The sequence below is a fragment of the Flagellimonas abyssi genome (genome assembly GCF_019457905.1).
In the GTDB taxonomy this organism is placed as follows: Bacteria; Bacteroidota; Bacteroidia; order Flavobacteriales; family Flavobacteriaceae; genus Flagellimonas; species Flagellimonas abyssi.
In genome coordinates this window covers 336,089-356,103 of the sequence record NZ_JAHZSV010000001.1, presented here as the reverse complement: position 1 = coordinate 356,103, position 20,015 = coordinate 336,089, and the positions used below count along the sequence as shown (strand labels likewise).

The window sequence follows — 20,015 nt, the reverse complement described above, 5'->3', positions numbered from 1 at the left end:
TATACCCATAATTTACAGCTACCTTTGCCTTATGATAGAATTGGGAAACTACAACACCCTTAAGGTGCTCAGGAGCACCAGCATAGGACTTTTTTTGGGAGATGATGAAGGCACGGAAATACTTTTGCCCAACAAATATGTGCCCGAGGATTTTGAAATTGACCAAGAAATGGAGGTGTTCTGTTATCTGGACAATGCGGAACGTCCGATTTCGACCACTTTGAAGCCCAAGGTCATTCGAAACGGATTTGCCTATTTAAGAGTGGTAGAAGTGGGGGCATACGGAGCCTTTATGGACTGGGGGTTGGAGAAACATTTACTTGTTCCCTTTAGGGAACAGTCCCAACGCATGGAGGAAGGCAATACATACATAGTTCATTGTTATATGGACGAGGAGAGTATGCGGTTGACCGGTTCGAGTAGGGTAGATAAGTTTTTATCCAATGAAAATGTAGCGTACGAACAGAATGATGAAGTCGATCTTTTGGTGCACCGAAAGACTCCTTTGGGCTGGGAAGTAATCGTGGATAATCGTCACAAAGGACTCATATTTGATAGTGATATTTTTAAGCCGGTCAATGTTGGTGATTACCTTAAAGGATTTATCAAGAACGTAAGGGACGATAAAAAATTGGATATTTCCCTGCAGCCCATTGGTTCGAAAATGCTGGAGCCCACGGCCAAAACGATTTTGGACAAGCTTGTGCAAAACGATGGGTTTTTACCATTGCACGATAAATCATCACCTGATGAAATTATGAGTACCCTTCACATGAGCAAAAAAGCTTTCAAAAAAGGAGCGGGCATTTTATATCGACAGCGAAAAATAAACATTCAAGAAGATGGCATCTATTTATTGTAATAAAAGTCTTGAAGAGCAGATTATTGCAAGCTTTAGAGCCATAAAGTTTTTTTCTTTGAACAAATATTTTATTTTTGTAACAATTCAGATTAACTTATTGGTAGCTACGCTTTTAGCGTAGCGCATAATTATAACTCCCTATACAATATGCCTTTTATTGAAGAAAGCGATTTATTGGACCTTCATAAGGATATAGACAAGGCCCAGATTATCAACGAGAGACTGCTCGATCAAATAAAATTCAAAAATAAAGATCTAAAAAAGATTAAACTACAACGAAACATCTTGTTGGGTTTTGTAGGTCTCTTTGTAATCGGAACATTGGCCATCACATCGTTTACGGCCGGACTGAGCAGTAAACAGTCCTTTGAAAACCAAAGCAATGTTTTGGTATCATTGGATAGTTTGGACGTGATAAAGGCAAGAATAAACAATCTGAAATCCCAGAACGAAGAATTGAGCTTGGTAAAGGAATTTTACTTGGCAAAGGAGTTTTTGAACAAAGAAAAAATCTATTCTGTTCAGGTAAAATCCTTTGTCGAAAACAATGTGACCTTGGCCTCCGAGGCGTTGACAAATACACTTTTTGTGAAGACCAACCCTTTTTATGCCTATTCACTGGGTAATTTTGAGACTTTGGAAGAAGCTCAGAAATTTAGAAAACAATTGGTGCAAATGGGTTTCCAAGATGCATTTGTGGCATCTTATAAGGATGGCCAAAGAGTTAAAATAGAAGATCCGTATTAATCTTGGGAAACACTAAGGCTTGGGTACAAGCTGCTAGACTGCGCACACTCCCTCTTTCTTTTTCGGGAATCATTGTAGGAACTGGATTGGCCGTAATGGAAGGCCAGTTCGATGGTACTATATTTATTTTGGCCCTCTTGACCACTGTTGGTTTTCAGGTCACCTCAAATTTCGCCAATGATTATGGAGATGGGGTAAAGGGAACCGATAACGAAGATAGGATAGGGCCTGCTAGGGCCATCCAAAGTGGTTCCATAACCAGAGGATCTCTCAAAAAAGGGATAATTATCTCCATTGTTATAAGTATGCTAATCGCCATAGCACTGATTTATATGGCTTTTGGCTTGGAGAATTTCTTTTACATACTTATTTTTTTTGTACTTGGTCTTTTAAGCGTCTGGGCCGCTATAAAATATACTGTTGGTTCCAATGCTTATGGTTATCGAGGGATGGGGGATTTGTTTGTGTTCCTATTTTTTGGCTTGCTCGGAGTGTTGGGCAGCAAGTTTCTCTATACAAAATCCTTGGGTTGGAACGATGTTTTGCCAGCTGTTGCCATTGGTTTTTTATGCGTAGCGGTATTGAACCTGAACAATCTTCGTGATGCGGTATCTGACAAAAAACATGGTAAGATCACAATGGTCGTAAAAATGGGGTTCGATAATGGGAAGCGTTATCACTTTTTCTTGATATTGATGGCTTTGTTCTGTTTCGCATTATTTATTTGGATAGAAGACTTAAATTGGAAAACGTCTTTTTTTATGTTGGCATTTGTTCCCCTTTTGATACATTTACGCAAAGTAGGGCTGACACAAAACCCTGGAGATTTGGACACGGAATTAAAAAAAGTAGCCCTGAGTACCTTTCTTTTAGCTATTTTATTCTTAATATCTGTTAATATTTTTTTGTAAATTTGAATACAACCAAATAAACTTAGAGGAACTTGGAACATCCGATAAAAATTTTGATCGTAGAGGATAATGTCATCATCGCAGATGACATGCAATCCATGTTGGAGGAAATCGGCTATGAGATTGTGGACAATGTCATTGTTTATGAGCAGGCCGTGGACGTATTGAAGAATAATCACGTGGACCTTGTGCTTATCGATATTATTTTGGCCTCGGACAAAACAGGTATCGACCTTGGAAAGCATATTCGCGATACCTATAACATTCCTTTCATATTTGTTACCTCCAACTCAGACCGCGCCACGGTAGAGAACGCCAAGACAGTAAAACCAGATGGCTATTTGGTAAAACCTTTTGAACAACAAGATCTTTATACCTCTATTGAAATTGCCCTTTCCAATTTTAACTACGAGAAAAAAGGGAACCAGAAGGTAGCGGATGACGATGCAGCAGATGAGATAACATCCAATTCCATATTGAAAGATTCTATTTTTGTCAAGAAGCAACATCTCTATTATAGAATCCAGTTTAGTGATATTCAGTTTATTAAGGCCGATAACGTTTATTTGGAAGTAAACACGGCCGACAAAAAGTTTTTGGTACGTTCCCCCTTAAAGGATTATTTGGAGAAATTACCAAAGAATAAATTTTATAGGGCGCATAAGTCATATATCGTTAATGTAGATCATATTGATGCCATCAACTCAAAGGATATTATGATCAATAATAACTTGATACCTATTTCAAAAGACTTTAAGGAGTTCATCCTTTCTTCGATGAACAGTTAATGTTCAAGTGATTTAACAAAAGATATATATAAGCGTTCCGTTAGGACGCTTTTTTTTTGCTACAACACTTTTAAAAGAGAAAGACCACAACTTTTAAGGAGTTCGCAACAATATTTTTCTTGATGGGTGAATCGGTCATATTTTAGCAGTGTTAATAATTCAGAAAGTAATTTTTTCATTTTCATATAGTGTTCTCGTAAAAGGGTCTTGTTGTAAAAAGCAGGGCCTTTTTCAATTTTACAAGTATCCTATCTTACTGTAAGATTCCATAAAAAGCAGAAAACATCGATAAAATACAACTTCACATACTGCTTGGGTAGTTTCACAACACAAAACAACACTTTCACAACAATAACGGTCAAGTCTATAGCTTGGCATTTAATTTTGTGGTCAAACTAACGTTCTTTATATACCCCATACCTTTTAATTTCACATAATGTTCAATTTTGGCATTGATTTAGGATATCGGGTACAATAAAGGAAAAAAGGGCACGATAATAATACTAGGGCTGTTGGAAGATTCCGGGTCACTGTATCAATTTAATTAATGGGACGTTACGTAAGATTTTTATTTACCGCAGTATACTTTGTTTTTCTTTTTACCTCTACCGCTCAGAATATTGATGATAATGAGCAAAGTGTACTAAAGGAGTTCGAGGACACCGATCTACCATCGGCTCGTTTTGAGGTATTCTTCAATTCCTTGGACCGTTACAATGTGAACTCGGCATACGATTGGTTGGATACCATTAAAATTTACATGGCCAACGCCGAAAAAACCTCAGATTCCACTGCGGTACAGCTATATAAGGTGATGCAGGCACAGATATACAATGATCTGGGCGAATATGACAAGAGCACTGCTTTGGCCAAGGAACTTTATGATATCAAGGGTTCCTTGGATCCTGAGTCACAGAAAATTGTTTTGGAGGTACTCGACGATAACTATGCAAATCTTCAATTGTTCGACAAACAAATTGAAATAAGGAAGCAAAAACGGGAGTTGGGCATCACAAACAACGTTTCCTTTTACGATATCTACAGCAATCTTGGTTTATATAGAAAGGCCAGGAATCAGTACATAATGGAGGTAAAGCCCACCATTGCCGATAACGAAAGCTTTAAGCTGGCCCAATACCACAGCAAGGTTGGAAACTATTTACGTCTTGATGATTCTGCACCTACGGCTTTGAGCGAGCTAAAAAAAGCAAATTCCTACCTTGGGGTTTACATGAACGATATTTCCACTCAAAAGAGTGAATCGGACATATTCGAAAGTGAACTTCTAAAAGCGGAAATAGAGGGGAATATTGCTAAATGCCATGTAATGCTGGGAGAATATGAGGAAGCCATACCTCTTTTGGAAACGAGCATTGAAACTTTAAAGAAATCACCGAACAATAACGATCAGAGCGAGGTGGTGGAGAATACCATGTACTTGGCCGAGGCCAATCTGCAATTGGAACGATTTACCGAAGCAAAAAAGCATTTGGATACCGAATTTGACAATATTACCGTTCTTCAGATCATTAAAAAGAACAGTCTTTTAGCTGCTTTTTATGACAAAGTGGAAAATTATAAGAATGCTTCCATCTATTACAAGCGTAACGAAAGAATAAAAGATTCGTTGGCAAAAAAACAGTCGGCATTGATCAAACAACAGTTGGTGACCATTGTTGCCAACGAGGATTTAGAGAATTCCCAAAGGCTTATCGACGAGCAAAAACGTATCAATGAGCTGGCCCGTAGCGAAATGAAAGCCAAGGATGAGCGGATCAACTTAGTGTTTATTTCATTGATATTTACCTTATTGGGTTTTGCTGGACTGGTTTATGCCTATCTAAAAAGTATCAAAAACCAGCGATTGATTGCCGAACAAAAGCATATTATCGAAAACTCGCTTGTTGAAAAAGATTCATTGTTGAAAGAAATCCATCATAGGGTCAAGAACAATCTTCAGATGGTGAGCAGCCTATTAAGCTTGCAGACGAAGAACACGCGAAGCAAAGCAGCAATAGTAGCTCTGGAAGAAGGAAAGAGTAGGGTGAAGGCCATGGCATTGATTCATCAAAAATTGTATCAGAACGATGACCTCTCCGTGATTGAGATGCAGGGATATATTGAAAGTTTGATCAATAGCGTGCAATCTGTTTACAAAAAAGGCGGACACAATATCAGTATTACCATTGATGCGGAAGGTACCGAACTGGACATTGACCGTGCAATTCCGTTCGGGTTGATCTTGAATGAACTCGTTTCCAACTCATTTAAATATGCTTTTCCCGAAAACGACGAAAACGGAAAAATCTACATTCATCTACGAAAAAATGGGGACCAGGGCTATTTTGAATATACCGACAATGGTGTGGGACTTCCAGATGATACCGATGAACGGTCAAACTCCTCTATGGGTATTCGTTTGATCAATAGGTTGGTCAATCAGCTTCAGTCCAAATTGAATGTGGACAGACAGGTCGAGGGCGTTCGTTTTTGGTTCAACTTTAGTTGATTTGGCCCTATCCGGTCTTGTAGGATTCAAAAAAAACTTAAATTTGAATCCACACTCCATGAAAGCAACCTATAAAAAGTATACCCTCAATTTTAAAGTTCCCAGCGGTACTTCGCGCGGGGTTATGACGCAAAAGGAAACTTGGTTCATCATCATAAAAAGTGAAAAAGGATTTGGTATAGGGGAATGTGGTATTTTAAGTGGATTAAGCGTGGATGACCGACCTGATTTCCAAGAAAAATTGCAGTGGACCTGTGCCAACATCCATTTGGATAAGGAAGAGTTGTTGAATCAACTTAAAGAGTTTCCCTCCATCCAGTTTGGACTTGAACAAGCATTGTTGTCCTTACAATCCACCGATCCATTTGAATTATTCGCTTCAGATTTCACCCAAAAGGAATCACCGATTCCAATCAATGGCCTCATTTGGATGGGGGATACGGATTATATGCTCAAACAATTGGAACAAAAACTAAAGGATGGTTTCGGGTGCATCAAAATGAAAATAGGGGCCATAGATTTTGAAAAGGAAATATCCATACTAAAATCCATCCGAGAAAGATTTTCCCCTGAGGACATCGAATTAAGAGTGGATGCCAATGGCGCTTTTAAACCCAAAGAAGCACAGGAAAAGTTGGAAAGGCTGGCACAGTTCAAGATACATTCCATTGAACAGCCCATTAAAGCGGGCCAATGGGAAGAAATGGCAAATCTTTGTGAAAGCACTCCACTTCCTATTGCCTTGGACGAGGAATTAATCGGTGTTTTTGATGTAACGGAAAAGAAGAAACTACTACAAACCATACAACCACAATACATTATTCTAAAACCAAGTTTAGTGGGGGGTATTGGCGGCAGTAATGAATGGATAACTTTGGCCGAAAATGATAACATAGATTGGTGGATAACCAGTGCATTGGAAAGTAATATTGGATTGAACGCAATAGCACAGTTCACATATTCTTTGAACACTAAAATGCCACAAGGGCTGGGAACAGGAAGTCTGTTCACCAATAATATTGATAGCCCTTTGGAAGTTTTCGAAGGCAAACTTTTTTATAGGCGAACGAGGACCTGGAACATGGATTTAATACAGGAAATATGTACATAGAACAAGCATACAAAGGATTTACCGAACGTTGGAGATATTTTGTTGGATTTCTGATTGTCATCGTTGGGTGGCAATTTTTGGGAGGCATACCCTTAATTGCAGCAATGATCTTAAAGTCGGACTCAATCAATTCAATATCCACGGATTATGGAGCTATGGCCGATACCTTGGGCCTCAATTTTTTCTTTTTATTGGTGCTGCTTACCTTTTTTGCGGCCATGGTAAGTTTATGGGTAGCTGTTAAATTCATACACAGACTTTCATTTAAGGACTTTACCACATCAAGAAAACGAATCGATTGGAAAAGAATCACGTTTTCATTCGTTTTATGGGGAGTGGTATCATCGGCCCTGGTTTTTTTGGATATTTATTTTTCACCGGAGAACTATGAGTTTTCCTTTGAAGCAGGTCCATTTTTAGTGCTATTGTTGATTTCCATCATCTTTATACCTATCCAGACCAGCTTCGAGGAATATTTTACAAGAGGCTATCTTATGCAGTCTATCGGTATCGCATCAAAAAATAAATGGTTGCCCTTTGTGGTGAGTTCGTCCTTGTTCGGATTGCTACATATTCTCAATCCAGAGGTTGATAAATTGGGGTATGGCATCTTGATCTATTACATAGGAACAGGTTTTTTCTTGGGCATTTTGACATTGATGGACGAAGGATTGGAATTGCCCTTGGGTTTTCATGCGGCCAACAACTTCTTTACGGCGCTCCTTGTCACCGCTGATTGGACCGCATTCCGGACCCATTCCATTTACAGGGATGTTTCCGAACCGGTTATAGGATGGGATGTATTAATTCCGGTGTTTGTAATTTATCCAATTTTACTGTTTATTTTCTCTAAAAAGTATGGTTGGAAAAACTGGAAGGAGAAACTTTTTGGAAGAGTTTTGTCCAGAGAAGAATATATGGCACTAAATGATGGAGAATCCGACTTGGCATAAAATTCATCCTGACTTTCAATTAAATAAAGCCTCCTACTCGGTTGGAGGACTTGAAAAGTTCGCTGATGAATTAGTGGAGGAAGGCCAAGATTTTCAAAGATCTATCGGTGAGTTTTTGTTGGATTGGACTTCCCAAGAATCTACTGTACAAGTTCAAACATCGGGATCTACAGGAAAACCAAAGACCATAGTCCTTAAAAAAGAGCACATGGTCAATTCGGCCTTGGCCACAGGTGAATATTTTCGGTTAAAGCCAGAACAGAGAGCACTTTTATGCCTTCCTTGCACAGGTATTGCCGGCAAAATGATGTTGGTCCGTGCCATGGTTCTCGGACTGCATTTAGATATGGTGGAACCTTCTTCAAGCCCACTAAAAGATACTGATAACATCTATGATTTTGTGGCCATGGTACCGTTACAGGTCCAAAATTCGATACATCAAATGGATAGGGTAGGCCAAATTATAATCGGCGGTGCTCCTGTGGATTCGAATTTAAGGAACGAGCTATCCAAATTGCCCGTTGGTGCTTATGAAACCTATGGTATGACGGAAACCATTACCCATATTGCGGTAAAGAAAATGGATGGGAAGAAAGTGAATCCATTTGAAACGCTTCCAGATGTTTCTGTCTCACAAGATGACAGAGGATGCCTTGTGATTGATGCGCCGAAAATTTCAGATAGTAATATCATCACTAATGATGTGGTTGAGCTTATCAACAAAAATCAATTTCTTTGGTTGGGGCGCCATGATTCCATAATCAATTCAGGAGGGATCAAACTCATTCCTGAAAAAATAGAACAAAAGCTTTCCACCCTAATAGAACCACGCTTCTTTGTAACAGGCTTACCAGACGACCGATTGGGTGAAAAATTGGTGCTTGTAATGGAATGTGGACCAATGAATGAGGCAGGACTACTAAAAGCCATCAAGGCTTTGGAGGGGATATCAAAATATGAAGTTCCCAAACAAGTGTATTTTATGAAATCCTTTGTGGAGACCTCAACAAGAAAGGTGGATAGAAAAAAAACCTTGGAACAAATAGGCTAAGTTTTGTACATTCAAAATTTTAAAAATCAACCATGCGAAAAACCATCAACCTAGTACTGCTGCTTTTACCTTTTATTGTTATTTCCCAACAAATCCTTCCCGAAGTGGAACGGGCAAGGGTCGTTGACGAAATACTTGATGAGCGGTTCAACAATCTCCTTCCTAAACTAATGGACGATGCAGGTTTGGATATGTGGGTATTGATATCCCGAGAGTACAACGAAGACCCTGTGTTGCGAACCATGTTGCCTGCAACTTGGCTCAATGCTAGGAGAAGAACAATAATTCTTTTTTACAGGGACAAAGAAAAGAATACCATTGACAAATTGGCCGTCGCCCGTTATAATATCGGAAAAAGCATTATATCCGCTTGGGATAAGGATAAAGAGCCCAATCAGTGGAAACGTTTGATGGAATTGATCGTTGAACGGAACCCGGAGAAAATAGGACTTAATTTTTCTAAGGACCATAATATTGCGGATGGGCTGGATAAAACCGATTATGATGAATTCATGGCTAATTTGCCCAAAAAACACCATTCCAAGGTAGTATCTGCAGAACAATTGGCGGTACGCTGGATAGAGACGAGAACACCACGGGAAATGACTATTTTTAACCAGTTGACGGACATTACCCACGATATTATTGCCGAGGCCTTTTCCGAAAAAGTAATCACTCCGGGAATTACTACAACCACTGAGGTAGAGTGGTGGATGCGTCAAAAAGTCACCGGTTTGGGATTGGAAACTTGGTTTCATCCCACGGTTGATGTACAACGGACAAGTGAGGAATTGGTGGGACACTTATATTCATTTTCAGGAAGGCCCGACGATGAAGTAATTCAGCGCGGTGACCTGTTACATTGTGATTTTGGTATCACCTACTTACGGTTGAACACGGATTGTCAAGAATTGGCCTATGTTCTAAAACCGGAAGAAACGGAGGCTCCTTCGTTTTTGGTAAATGCCCTATATGATGGAAATCGTGTACAAGATTTCTTGACCAAAAACATGGTAAAGGGTAGAGTCGGCAACGATATTTTGGCCAAAGCCTTGCAGGAAGCGAGGGATGCAGGTTTGCAACCATCCATTTACACCCATCCTTTGGGCATGTATGGCCATTCTGCCGGTACAACCATAGGTATGTGGGATTCCCAAGAGGGAGTCATGAAGGACGATGGCGAAAATTACCCATTGAACCCGAACACCGCCTACGCTATTGAATTGAATGCCACGGTGAACATTCCTGAGTGGAACAGGGATATCCGAATTATGCTGGAGGAGCCTGGTTTTTTTGGTGAGGATGGCTTCCGCTATATTAATGGTAGACAAACGGAATTACTGCTTATTCCAAGGCCAAAATCGCACTTGGGCAACTGATTATATGTAAATTAGGAAAGCATCTGATTTTTGAAGGAATATTCATTTAGCTTCCCAGTTTGGTTTATGGTCAACCTATAAAGAAGGTCGATTTGCCGATGGCAAATTGTCTTTGACCAATGGTCATATTTCCATCATTATAGAGTGAAAAAAAAGTCTTCTTTGAAGTTGAGGCAAAATTAATCCATCAATTCATATCATTATTTCATCAATTGAAAAGGCGCATTCATAAATCGACACGCACAACATGCCCATAAATATTTAGTTTAGAAAATATTTTAAACGTATTTATGGAGAAATTCAAAGATATGAGCATGGATGAGATTTGCATGCATGCCAAAACGCTTCGAGAGCAAGCTAAAGCAACGGAGAATTGGGAGTTTAATATTAGAGACCTTCTAGAAAGCAATAATGAGATTTATGAAGGACCCATTTCCAATGGGGATATGGAAGCCTGCTTTAATTATGTATTGGATTTATATGATCCAAATAAAATGATAGAGGAAGGTGAACTCCCCAAAGAAGAATATGATTTTTACATAAATGAATATACAGGCAACCCATTTTGGTCTTTGTTTGATGTAAATGAGGAAGGCCTAGTAGTGGATGTTTTTTTATATGAAACCGATGATTGTGAAGCAGTAGGCGAATTTCTTGACAAGAAATATAAGCGACGTTCTTAAACCTAATTGTTTCAGTTATACCTGCAGCACTCCCATATTAAACTTTTTCTCAATGGGTGCGTGGTTCGCCGCTTCGATTCCCATGGAAATCCATTTACGGGTATCCAACGGATTGATTATGGCATCCGTCCAAAGTCTAGCAGCAGCGTAATACGGTGATATTTGGTCATCGTAACGCTGCTTTATTTCATCAAAAAGCTGTTTTTCCTTTTCTGCATCTACTGGTTTACCGCTTTTCTCCAAACTGGCTTTTTCAATCTGCAAAAGTACCTTCGCGGCGGAGTTTCCGCTCATCACGGCAAGCTCAGCGCTTGGCCAGGCAACTATCAATCTAGGGTCATACGCTTTTCCGCACATGGCGTAGTTTCCTGCTCCGTAGCTATTTCCAATGACAATGGTAAATTTAGGCACGACTGAATTGCTGACAGCGTTCACCATTTTGGCACCATCTTTTATAATGCCACCGTGCTCACTTTTGCTGCCCACCATAAATCCGGTGACATCTTGCAAAAACACCAAAGGAATTTTCTTCTGGTTGCAATTCGCTATAAAACGGGTAGCCTTGTCCGCAGAGTCGGAATAGATGACACCGCCAAACTGCATTTCGCCCTTCTTGGTCTTTACTACCTTCCGTTGATTGGCGACGATGCCCACGGCCCAACCATCAATACGTGCGTATCCGGTTAAAATGGTCTGTCCGTAGCCTTCCTTATATTGTTCAAATTCGGAGTCGTCCACCAATCGCTTGATGATCTCTACCATATCGTATTGGTCGCTTCGGGATGCTGGCAATATGCCAAAAATATCATCTGGATTTTCAGTAGGCTTTTTCGATTCAACCCTATTGAAACCGGCTTTGTCAAAATCACCTATCTTGTCCACAATATTTTTAATCTTGTCCAAAGCATCTTTATCATCCCTGGCCTTGTAATCGGTTACCCCACTAATTTCGGAGTGGGTAGTGGCACCGCCCAAAGTTTCATTATCGATGCTTTCGCCGATTGCCGCTTTCACCAAATAACTCCCCGCCAAAAAGATGCTTCCGGTTTTGTCAACGATCAGGGCCTCATCGCTCATAATGGGCAAATAGGCACCACCGGCAACACAGCTTCCCATAACTGCGGCTATTTGTGTGATTCCCATACTGCTCATCACGGCATTGTTCCTGAAAATGCGGCCAAAATGCTCTTTATCCGGAAATATTTCATCCTGCATGGGTAAATAAACCCCCGCACTGTCTACCAAGTAAATGATGGGCAATTTGTTCTCAATTGAAATTTCTTGGGCCCGCAAATTTTTCTTTCCAGTAATTGGGAACCAAGCACCGGCCTTTACCGTGGCATCGTTTGCTACAACCACACATTGCTTGCCTTTAACGTAACCAACTTTAACGACCACTCCGCCGGATGGACACCCTCCGTGTTCCTCATACATATCTTCTCCTGCAAAGGCTCCAATTTCAATGGATGGGACTTCTTCATCGAGAAGATAGTCAATACGTTCCCGTGCGGTCATTTTACCTTTGGCATGGTGCTTCTCGATACGGCTCTTGCCACCTCCGAGCTTAACTTTCGCCAATCTGCGCTTAAGGTCGGACAGTTTTAATTTATTATGGTCTTCGTTCTTATTGAAGTTTATATCCATTCTACTATAAATTCATTTAGCTGGTTAAAGATAAGGAGTTATAATTATTACTTTTGAAGATATGGAAACCAAAATAAGATGGGGCATTGTTGGCCCGGGAAAAATAGCTAGAAAATTTGTTTCGGACCTTTTGCTCGTAGATGATGCAGAAGTCACTGCAGTAGCATCAAGGTCAATCGAAAGAGCTCAGGAATTTGCCGAAGAGTACCATGTAAAACATACTTTTGGAAGTTACGATGAATTGTTCCGATCGGGAACTGTAGATGTTGTTTACATTGCCACACCACATAATTTTCACAAAGATTTATCCATTAAGGCACTTGAGAATGGCATAGGGGTTTTGTGTGAAAAGCCGATGGGTGTCAATAGGAACGAAGTGGTAGAGCAGGTAAATGCCTCAAAGAAGCACAATGCGTTTTTGATGGAAGCCATGTGGTCCCGTTTTAATCCATCCATCAAAAAAGTGAAAGAATTGGTCGATGCTGGTGAGGTAGGGGCGCTAAAATATCTTTATGCGGATTTTGCATTCTACGCGCTTGACAGGGATGAGGACTCCCGATTATTGAATCCAGACTTGGCTTCGGGAACAATTTTGGATATCGGTATTTACCCCATTTTTCTATCGTACCTATTATTGGGCATGCCCGAAAATATTCTGGCTACTTCCAAATTTCACAATAATGGTACGGAACTCCAGACCAGCATGATTTTTGATTATCCCGAGGCACAGGCCATGTTGTACAGTGGTTTTACAAGCCGCTCGCGAATGGAAGCTGAGATTTCTGGTAACAAAGGACAATTATTTTTAAAATCGAGATGGCACGAAGCGGACGAATATACGATGGTGAAGGAAGACGAAACCAAAAAGTTCAGCCTGCCCCTGAAAGGTATTGGTTACTATTATGAAATCTTAGAGGTTCATGAATGTATAAGAAACAATAAGATTGAGAGTGATCTATGGTCGCATCAAAATAGCCTTGATTTGTCAGAGTTATTGGACATTGTCCGAAAAAAGTGTGGTGTTAGCTTTCCTTTTGAAACATAATCCTTAATAATAACTTTACATTATCTCGATTTTTACGATATTTGAAATTCTTCAGAAACTAACAGAATGGGAATGAATAAAAACACGGTGCTAGCTTGGGCCACATGGATTATGATTTTTGTGGGAGTCGGTATGATTGCACTAGGAGCTTTTAAATATGATGAAGTAGCGGGCTGGGGCTTTGCTGCTGTTGGAATCGGTTTTTTTGCCGTAGCTTGGGTGTTCAATGCCCTAAAAGGTAGAGTGTAGGCTCTTTTTCTTAACAATTTAATTTATTAGTAGATGTCAGACGATAAAAAAGTCATTTTTTCAATGTCTGGGGTTACCAAGACCTATAAAACGGCGAATACCCCAGTGCTTAAAAATATATATTTAAGCTTTTTCTACGGAGCCAAAATTGGGATTTTGGGTCTTAATGGATCAGGTAAATCCACTTTGCTCAAAATTATTGCAGGGGTCGATAAAAATTATCAAGGAGATGTGGTGTTTTCACCAGGGTATTCCGTGGGCTATTTGGAACAAGAGCCACAGCTGGACGAGAACAAGACCGTTCTTGAAGTAGTAAAAGAAGGTGTTGCCGAAACTGTCGCCATTTTGGATGAGTACAATAAGATCAATGATATGTTCGGTCTTCCAGAAGTGTATGAGGATGCAGACAAGATGCAGAAATTGATGGATAAGCAAGCAGCGCTCCAAGATCAGATTGATGCGTCCAATGCTTGGGAACTGGATACAAAATTGGAGATTGCGATGGATGCCCTCCGTACGCCTGAATCCGACAAAAAAATAGGAGTGCTCTCTGGTGGGGAACGAAGAAGGGTGGCCCTGTGCCGCCTGTTGTTAAAGGAACCGGACGTTTTATTGTTGGATGAGCCTACCAACCACTTGGATGCCGAATCCGTACACTGGCTGGAGCATCATTTGGCACAATACAAAGGAACTGTAATTGCCGTAACGCACGACCGTTATTTCTTGGATAATGTTGCAGGCTGGATTTTGGAACTGGACCGCGGCGAGGGAATTCCATGGAAAGGGAACTACTCTAGCTGGTTGGATCAAAAAGCCAAGAGACTGGAGCAAGAAAACAAACAAGCCTCCAAACGTCAAAAAACATTGGAGCGGGAGCTGGATTGGGTTCGCCAAGGAGCAAAGGGAAGACAGGCCAAACAAAAGGCCCGTTTAAAAAATTATGACAAGCTCCTTAGCCAAGACCAAAAACAAATAGAGGAGAAGTTGGAGATTTATATTCCAAATGGGCCTCGATTGGGAACCAATGTAATAGAGGCAAAAGGTGTTAGCAAGGCCTTTGGAGATAAATTGTTGTACGAAGAACTTAATTTTAATCTTCCACAAGCAGGTATCGTAGGTATAATTGGTCCGAACGGTGCTGGTAAGACCACCATATTCAAAATGATCATGGGGGAGGAAACACCCGACAAAGGAGAATTTATTGTTGGGGATACCGCCAAGTTGGCCTATGTGGATCAATCACACTCAAATATTGACCCTGAGAAATCTATTTGGGAAAACTTCAGTGATAGCCAAGAGTTGATCATGATGGGAGGGAAGCAAGTAAATTCCCGTGCCTATTTGAGTCGATTTAACTTTTCGGGAAGCGAACAGAACAAAAAGGTGAATATGCTATCCGGAGGTGAAAGAAACCGCTTGCATTTGGCGATGACCTTAAAAGAAGAGGGCAACGTTCTGCTATTGGATGAGCCCACGAACGATTTGGATGTAAACACACTACGTGCGTTGGAAGAAGGTTTGGAAAACTTTGCAGGTTGTGCTGTGATTATATCTCACGACAGATGGTTCTTGGACAGAATCTGCACACACATTTTGGCATTCGAAGGCGATTCACAAGTATACTTCTTTGAAGGTTCTTTCTCGGATTATGAGGAGAACAAAAAGAAACGCTTGGGAACGGATATCATGCCCAAGCGTATCAAATACAAAAAACTGATTCGTTAATAAAAGGGGAGGAATTATTCTTCTCCACCGAGATTTTTGATTCCTTCCTCCAACAATCTTTTCGCTTTTTCCAAATAAGCTTTTTGGTGGGCAGCCAAGCTATTGGCATCTTGACTGTTTCCCGAAGAAGATCCAATGGAATTTGAAAGTTCTACCAATTGTTGAATGGCCTGTTCCGCGGAATGGAGTTTATCACCTGCATGCTTTTCAAAAACTTTTATCATTTCCAGTTCCATGGACTGTACGGAAGCGGTTTCGGTACTTTCTGCGATAGCAGTTCCATCATCAGTATAAATTTCTTCAGAAACGACCGATGGGGACGTTCCAAGAGTGCACTCATCTATAATGGTAATGAGTTCGTTGATTTCGCCGATAGCTTTTTTGGTAAAGAACCTTCCAGCTTCCCAGTCAGCGGGCTCTATGGCCTTATCTAGGGTTTCCATGGCATCCAAGGTCTTGTTCTTGGCCTTAACACAACTGCATTCTTCCATAAAACTTTGCCCGCTTTCCAAAGCGGTAAGGGCTCTTTCAGCGTAGTACATTTGGTGCTCAAAGTTGGTGGCTTCCATGGCTTTTTTGCCATGACTCAGCGCATAGGTAACTTTAGCATAAAAATTATCACATTGATTGGAGTAGGTAGTTTGTATGGCAAATAGAAGTGCCAACACTACAAAAACATGGGATTTGGGAGCCATATTCGAGTATTTGATTTAGGTTACTAAGTTTGTTTTCTAACGGCTAAACTACAATATTATTTCATTTTTTAGTAATCTTCTGTTGGATACCAATCCAATTGTACAACCTCAATGTCAGAATCACCCTCGTTCACCAATGTTTTGAACTTGCCCACATCACTTACGTCGGGTCTGCCTCTAAAGTGGTATGGATAAACTTGGGCAGGTTTAAATTCCAATACAGCATCGGCTGCACTTTCCACTGTCATGGTATACGGAAGGTTCATACAAATGAATGCTTTATCTATACTTTCCAAAGCACGCATTTCAGGAATGTCCTCAGTATCTCCAGAGAAATAAATGCGTTCATCACCAAAGGTGAATACATAGCCATTTCCTCTTCCTTTTACATGAAAGTCTTTAGCTTCTTCCCGTAAGTTGTACATAGGTATGGCTTTTACTTGAAAACCGGCAATCTCTTTGCTTTCCCCATTTTTCATAGTGGTTGTTTTGGAGGAAAGGTTTTCTTCCATTTGTAAAACCACGGCATCGGGAGCAATTATTTGGACCCCTTCCAAATCCAATTCGTTTAAAGTTTCCGGATTAAAATGGTCTCCATGGATATCCGTAATAAAAATGATATCAGGCGATTTTTGACCTTCAAAAGCGGCTTTCCCACCAACAGGATCTATATATATGGTATTGTCATCCCATTCGATTACGGCAGTCGCATGTTCAATAGGTATGATTTTAGCCTCCGCTGGAGCTTCAACCTCGATTGTGGTTTCTTCTACATCCGCTGTTTCTTCTTGTTGTTTCTCCTTTTCCTTGCAAGAAACCATAAAAAGTGCTAGTGCACCGATGGTTACGAATATATTTTTTCTCATAATGGATTCTTTTTTATCCTTTTAAAAATAAGGGATTATAAGCAGAATTGTAATTTTTTGTGAAGATTATTTTCATCCGAATAATCCAAATGTAAATCTGGTGCGTATATAAACCAAACACGATTGATTAAAAAACCTTAAACGTAGAATCAATTAAAACAAAAAGTTATGACTGAAACAAAAAATAACAATAACGGATTGAAAGTAATAGCAGGTCTGTTAGGGGTAGTTCTTTTGGGAACCATTATTTACACGGTTAGTCTTTATCAAGATAAAAAAGCTACATCAGAAGCACTTACTCAAGAGAAAGAATTGGTCGTAGAGGATTTGAACAATTTGAAGTCCGAGTACGATAAAGCTATTTTGGAAAGCAATGCTACCAATGAAGAATTGGTTGCCGCTAGAGACAACATCGCTAAATACATTGATTCTGTAAGTAGCATGAAAGCTGATATTGCTACACTTTCCCGTTACAGGAGACAAGTAAGCGTACTTAAAGCAGAAAGAGAAGAATTATTGAAACAAGTTGATTCCTTGACGCAATCCAACAGCTTGTTGGCTATGCAAAGAGACAGCACTTTTGCTGAATTGGAACAACAAACTGTATTCAACGATTCTTTGATCATCCAGAACACTCAATTGGCAGACGCTGTTGAAAAAGGATCTGCACTTAACCTTAGTACTATAAGCGTTGATGCCATTAAGGAGAGAAACAGTGGTAAATTGGTATCTACTTCCAGAGCTAGAGCCACTGATAAATTCAAAGTTTGTTTTACCATTGCCGATAACGTAATCGCTGAAGCTGGTGACAGAGAATTTTATATCGAAGTTCTTGGACCACAAGGTAATGTATTGGGTGAAGGTTTGACTAAAACTACCGAAGAAGGTAATTCTCTTACCTACAGTAAAGGAACCAACTTCTACTACGAGAACGATGCTTTGGATGTTTGTGATTATATAAACAAGCCTAGTGGTGATTTCCAAGATGGAAACTACATGGTAAATGTTTATGATAACAAATTGAAACTGTTGGGTACTTCCAGCTTTGAGTTGAAATAGTAAACACACACTATCACCATAACTAAAAATGCCCGTCCAATTTTGGATGGGCATTTTTTATTGCTATTGGTTTGAAACTTATTTTAAACTTCCCACCATATCTTCCGGTTTTACCCACTCATCATATTCTTCAGCAGTAACGTATCCAAGATTAATGGCCTCTTCTTTCAATGTAGTACCATTTTTATGAGCTGTATTGGCAATTTCTGCCGCCTTGTAATAACCAATCTTGGTGTTCAAAGCGGTAACCAGCATCAAAGAATTGTTCAACAACGTCTTTATGGTAGCATGGTTTGGCTCAATTCCAGCAGCACAGTTTTCATCAAAACTTACACAAGCATCACCAATAAGTTGGGCAGATTGTAGAATATTGGCGGCCATAACCGGTTTAAAAACGTTTAGTTCATAATGGCCTTGTGTGCCACCAACGCTAATGGTCACATCATTCCCCATAACTTGGGCGCATACCATGGTAATGGCTTCACACTGGGTAGGGTTTACCTTGCCGGGCATTATGGAGCTTCCCGGTTCGTTGGCAGGTATTATAATCTCCCCGATACCAGAACGAGGGCCAGACGCCATCATACGGATGTCGTTCGCAATTTTGTTCAAAGAAACCGCTAATTGTTTCAGTGCACCGTGGCTTTCAACAATGGCATCGTGCGCTGCAAGTGCCTCAAACTTGTTTTCTGCAGTAACAAAAGGTTTTCCAGTAAACTCAGCAATATATTTAGCCACAAGAACATCATAACCCTTTGGTGTATTCAGTCCTGTACCTACGGCCGTTCCACCAAGGGCAAGCTCGCTAAGGTGTGGCAACGTATTCTTCAACGCTTTTAAACCATGATTCAATTGCGAAACGTAGCCGGAAAATTCTTGGCCCAAGGTTAGGGGAGTGGCATCCATAAGGTGCGTCCTACCTATCTTCACAACATCCTTAAATTCTTTGGATTTTTTCTCCAAAGTATCCCTCAGTTGCTCCACACCGGGAATGGTAACCTCCACAATCTTTTTATAGGCAGCAATGTGCATTCCCGTGGGGAAAGTATCGTTGGAGGATTGGCTCTTGTTCACATCGTCGTTGGGCTGGATGGTTTTCTCGCCTTCCCCAATTTTTTTACCGGCAATTTCGTGAGCCCTATTGGCAATCACTTCGTTCACGTTCATGTTGCTCTGGGTTCCCGAGCCTGTTTGCCAAATGACCAAAGGAAACTGGTCATCGTGTTTGCCCTCGAGAATTTCATCACAAACCTGTGCGATCAAATCTCTTTTTTCTTGGCTGAGCACCCCAAGTTCATGGTTCGTGTAGGCCGCGGCCTTTTTTAAATATGCAAATCCGTATACCACATCCAAAGGCATAGATGCAGGCGCACCAATTTTAAAGTTGTTTCGGGAACGTTCGGTTTGGGCGCCCCAATACTTATCGGCGGGTACTTTTACCTCGCCCATGGTGTCTTTTTCAATCCTGAAACTCATAGTTTAAAATTTTGTCGCACAAAGGTAGGATATAGGGGATTTATATGGTAATTGATCTAGATAAATACACTTTTTTTGTACATCTATTTGCATTTTTTGATAAGAAGAAAGTATCTTTGTTAAAACAAAAGGAAAAAAGATGTTTGATTTTGACCAATATTTAGGTTTTCTAGCTTTTCTAACAATTTTGACAATCGGTTTTTGGTTGATGATATTCTTGTTGACCTTTGTAGTACCTTACTGGTTGATTGGCAACCTAAGG

Annotated in this window: 18 protein-coding genes; 14 read left to right on the top strand and 4 right to left on the bottom strand. The window is 40.3% G+C overall.

The window, feature by feature from the left end:
* Positions 1-31: 31 nt before the first annotated feature.
* The 10 genes from K1F36_RS01670 to K1F36_RS01625 all read left to right on the top strand — a co-directional run bounded on the left by K1F36_RS01670 (position 32) and on the right by K1F36_RS01625 (position 10,994).
* Positions 32-862 carry a CvfB family protein gene (locus K1F36_RS01670; RefSeq protein WP_220112235.1) on the top strand — a complete coding sequence of 277 codons (831 nt, stop codon included), beginning with the start codon at positions 32-34 and terminating at the stop codon, positions 860-862.
* A gap of 147 nt (positions 863-1,009) precedes the next feature.
* On the top strand, positions 1,010-1,609 hold the full coding sequence (locus tag K1F36_RS01665; RefSeq protein WP_108244167.1) for an SPOR domain-containing protein: 600 nt from the start codon (positions 1,010-1,012) through the stop codon (positions 1,607-1,609).
* A gap of 2 nt (positions 1,610-1,611) precedes the next feature.
* Positions 1,612-2,520 carry a 1,4-dihydroxy-2-naphthoate octaprenyltransferase gene (gene menA / locus K1F36_RS01660; RefSeq protein WP_220112234.1) on the top strand — a complete coding sequence of 303 codons (909 nt, stop codon included), beginning with the start codon at positions 1,612-1,614 and terminating at the stop codon, positions 2,518-2,520.
* Positions 2,521-2,552: 32 nt separating this feature from the next.
* Positions 2,553-3,308 (top strand): LytR/AlgR family response regulator transcription factor, encoded by a 756-nt coding sequence (locus K1F36_RS01655; RefSeq protein WP_207031793.1) that lies wholly within the window; start codon positions 2,553-2,555, stop codon positions 3,306-3,308.
* A 547-nt stretch (positions 3,309-3,855) separates the two neighbouring features.
* On the top strand, positions 3,856-5,817 hold the full coding sequence (locus K1F36_RS01650) for a histidine kinase dimerization/phosphoacceptor domain -containing protein (RefSeq protein WP_220112233.1): 1,962 nt from the start codon (positions 3,856-3,858) through the stop codon (positions 5,815-5,817).
* 58 nt (positions 5,818-5,875) lie between these two features.
* Positions 5,876-6,928, top strand: coding sequence for an o-succinylbenzoate synthase (menC, locus tag K1F36_RS01645; RefSeq protein WP_220112232.1), 1,053 nt, complete (start codon positions 5,876-5,878; stop codon positions 6,926-6,928).
* Positions 6,919-7,881: a CPBP family intramembrane glutamic endopeptidase gene (locus K1F36_RS01640; RefSeq protein WP_220112231.1), complete on the top strand. Its 963-nt coding sequence runs from the start codon at positions 6,919-6,921 to the stop codon at positions 7,879-7,881. Before menC ends, K1F36_RS01640 begins: the two co-directional genes overlap by 10 nt.
* A complete protein-coding gene (locus K1F36_RS01635) occupies positions 7,856-8,932 on the top strand; it encodes an AMP-binding protein (RefSeq protein ID WP_258538894.1) in 1,077 nt (358 codons plus the stop codon). Before K1F36_RS01640 ends, K1F36_RS01635 begins: the two co-directional genes overlap by 26 nt.
* Before the next feature lie 32 nt (positions 8,933-8,964).
* Positions 8,965-10,311: a M24 family metallopeptidase gene (locus tag K1F36_RS01630; RefSeq protein ID WP_220112230.1), complete on the top strand. Its 1,347-nt coding sequence runs from the start codon at positions 8,965-8,967 to the stop codon at positions 10,309-10,311.
* 290 nt (positions 10,312-10,601) lie between these two features.
* Positions 10,602-10,994: a hypothetical protein gene (locus tag K1F36_RS01625; protein ID WP_220112229.1), complete on the top strand. Its 393-nt coding sequence runs from the start codon at positions 10,602-10,604 to the stop codon at positions 10,992-10,994.
* A 15-nt stretch (positions 10,995-11,009) separates the two neighbouring features.
* Here the strand turns inward: K1F36_RS01625 and K1F36_RS01620 are convergent, their stop codons facing one another.
* Positions 11,010-12,638 (bottom strand): acyl-CoA carboxylase subunit beta, encoded by a 1,629-nt coding sequence (locus K1F36_RS01620; protein ID WP_220112228.1) that lies wholly within the window; start codon positions 12,636-12,638, stop codon positions 11,010-11,012.
* 61 nt (positions 12,639-12,699) lie between these two features.
* Between K1F36_RS01620 and K1F36_RS01615 the strand changes: the two genes are divergently transcribed.
* The 3 genes from K1F36_RS01615 (at position 12,700) to ettA (ending at position 15,657) form a co-directional block, all read left to right on the top strand.
* Complete coding sequence (locus K1F36_RS01615) at positions 12,700-13,683, top strand: Gfo/Idh/MocA family protein (RefSeq protein ID WP_220112227.1); 984 nt, start codon at positions 12,700-12,702, stop codon at positions 13,681-13,683.
* A 66-nt stretch (positions 13,684-13,749) separates the two neighbouring features.
* Positions 13,750-13,932, top strand: coding sequence for a CAL67264 family membrane protein (locus K1F36_RS01610; protein ID WP_108244157.1), 183 nt, complete (start codon positions 13,750-13,752; stop codon positions 13,930-13,932).
* Between the two features lie 33 nt (positions 13,933-13,965).
* On the top strand, positions 13,966-15,657 hold the full coding sequence (gene ettA / locus K1F36_RS01605; protein WP_220112226.1) for an energy-dependent translational throttle protein EttA: 1,692 nt from the start codon (positions 13,966-13,968) through the stop codon (positions 15,655-15,657).
* Between the two features lie 14 nt (positions 15,658-15,671).
* Here ettA and K1F36_RS01600 read toward each other — a convergent pair whose 3' ends face one another.
* Together K1F36_RS01600 and K1F36_RS01595 are read right to left on the bottom strand one after the other, a co-directional pair.
* Positions 15,672-16,352, bottom strand: a complete 681-nt coding sequence (locus tag K1F36_RS01600) for a hypothetical protein (RefSeq protein WP_220112225.1) — start codon at positions 16,350-16,352, stop codon at positions 15,672-15,674.
* Between the two features lie 68 nt (positions 16,353-16,420).
* On the bottom strand, positions 16,421-17,218 hold the full coding sequence (locus K1F36_RS01595) for an MBL fold metallo-hydrolase (protein ID WP_220112224.1): 798 nt from the start codon (positions 17,216-17,218) through the stop codon (positions 16,421-16,423).
* A 168-nt stretch (positions 17,219-17,386) separates the two neighbouring features.
* Here K1F36_RS01595 and K1F36_RS01590 point away from each other — a divergent pair, with 168 nt between their 5' ends.
* Positions 17,387-18,277, top strand: coding sequence for a hypothetical protein (locus K1F36_RS01590; protein WP_108244153.1), 891 nt, complete (start codon positions 17,387-17,389; stop codon positions 18,275-18,277).
* A 78-nt stretch (positions 18,278-18,355) separates the two neighbouring features.
* Here K1F36_RS01590 and fumC read toward each other — a convergent pair whose 3' ends face one another.
* On the bottom strand, positions 18,356-19,753 hold the full coding sequence (gene fumC, locus K1F36_RS01585; protein WP_220112223.1) for a class II fumarate hydratase: 1,398 nt from the start codon (positions 19,751-19,753) through the stop codon (positions 18,356-18,358).
* Positions 19,754-20,015 lie beyond the last annotated feature (262 nt).

Bases quoted from the DNA above. Each gene is read 5' to 3' on its own strand.
- K1F36_RS01600 (WP_220112225.1), bottom strand. From the start codon at position 16,352: ATGGCTCCCAAATCCCATGTTTTTGTAGTGTTGGCACTTCTATTTGCC.
- K1F36_RS01610 (WP_108244157.1), top strand. From the start codon at position 13,750: ATGGGAATGAATAAAAACACGGTGCTAGCTTGGGCCACATGGATTATG.
- K1F36_RS01630 (WP_220112230.1), top strand. From the start codon at position 8,965: ATGCGAAAAACCATCAACCTAGTACTGCTGCTTTTACCTTTTATTGTT.
- K1F36_RS01615 (WP_220112227.1), top strand. From the start codon at position 12,700: ATGGAAACCAAAATAAGATGGGGCATTGTTGGCCCGGGAAAAATAGCT.
- fumC (WP_220112223.1), bottom strand. From the start codon at position 19,753: ATGAGTTTCAGGATTGAAAAAGACACCATGGGCGAGGTAAAAGTACCC.
- K1F36_RS01590 (WP_108244153.1), top strand. From the start codon at position 17,387: ATGACTGAAACAAAAAATAACAATAACGGATTGAAAGTAATAGCAGGT.
- K1F36_RS01650 (WP_220112233.1), top strand. From the start codon at position 3,856: ATGGGACGTTACGTAAGATTTTTATTTACCGCAGTATACTTTGTTTTT.
- K1F36_RS01665 (WP_108244167.1), top strand. From the start codon at position 1,010: ATGCCTTTTATTGAAGAAAGCGATTTATTGGACCTTCATAAGGATATA.
- K1F36_RS01640 (WP_220112231.1), top strand. From the start codon at position 6,919: ATGTACATAGAACAAGCATACAAAGGATTTACCGAACGTTGGAGATAT.
- K1F36_RS01620 (WP_220112228.1), bottom strand. From the start codon at position 12,638: ATGGATATAAACTTCAATAAGAACGAAGACCATAATAAATTAAAACTG.
- K1F36_RS01635 (WP_258538894.1), top strand. From the start codon at position 7,856: ATGATGGAGAATCCGACTTGGCATAAAATTCATCCTGACTTTCAATTA.
- ettA (WP_220112226.1), top strand. From the start codon at position 13,966: ATGTCAGACGATAAAAAAGTCATTTTTTCAATGTCTGGGGTTACCAAG.
- K1F36_RS01595 (WP_220112224.1), bottom strand. From the start codon at position 17,218: ATGAGAAAAAATATATTCGTAACCATCGGTGCACTAGCACTTTTTATG.
- menC (WP_220112232.1), top strand. From the start codon at position 5,876: ATGAAAGCAACCTATAAAAAGTATACCCTCAATTTTAAAGTTCCCAGC.
- K1F36_RS01670 (WP_220112235.1), top strand. From the start codon at position 32: ATGATAGAATTGGGAAACTACAACACCCTTAAGGTGCTCAGGAGCACC.
- K1F36_RS01625 (WP_220112229.1), top strand. From the start codon at position 10,602: ATGGAGAAATTCAAAGATATGAGCATGGATGAGATTTGCATGCATGCC.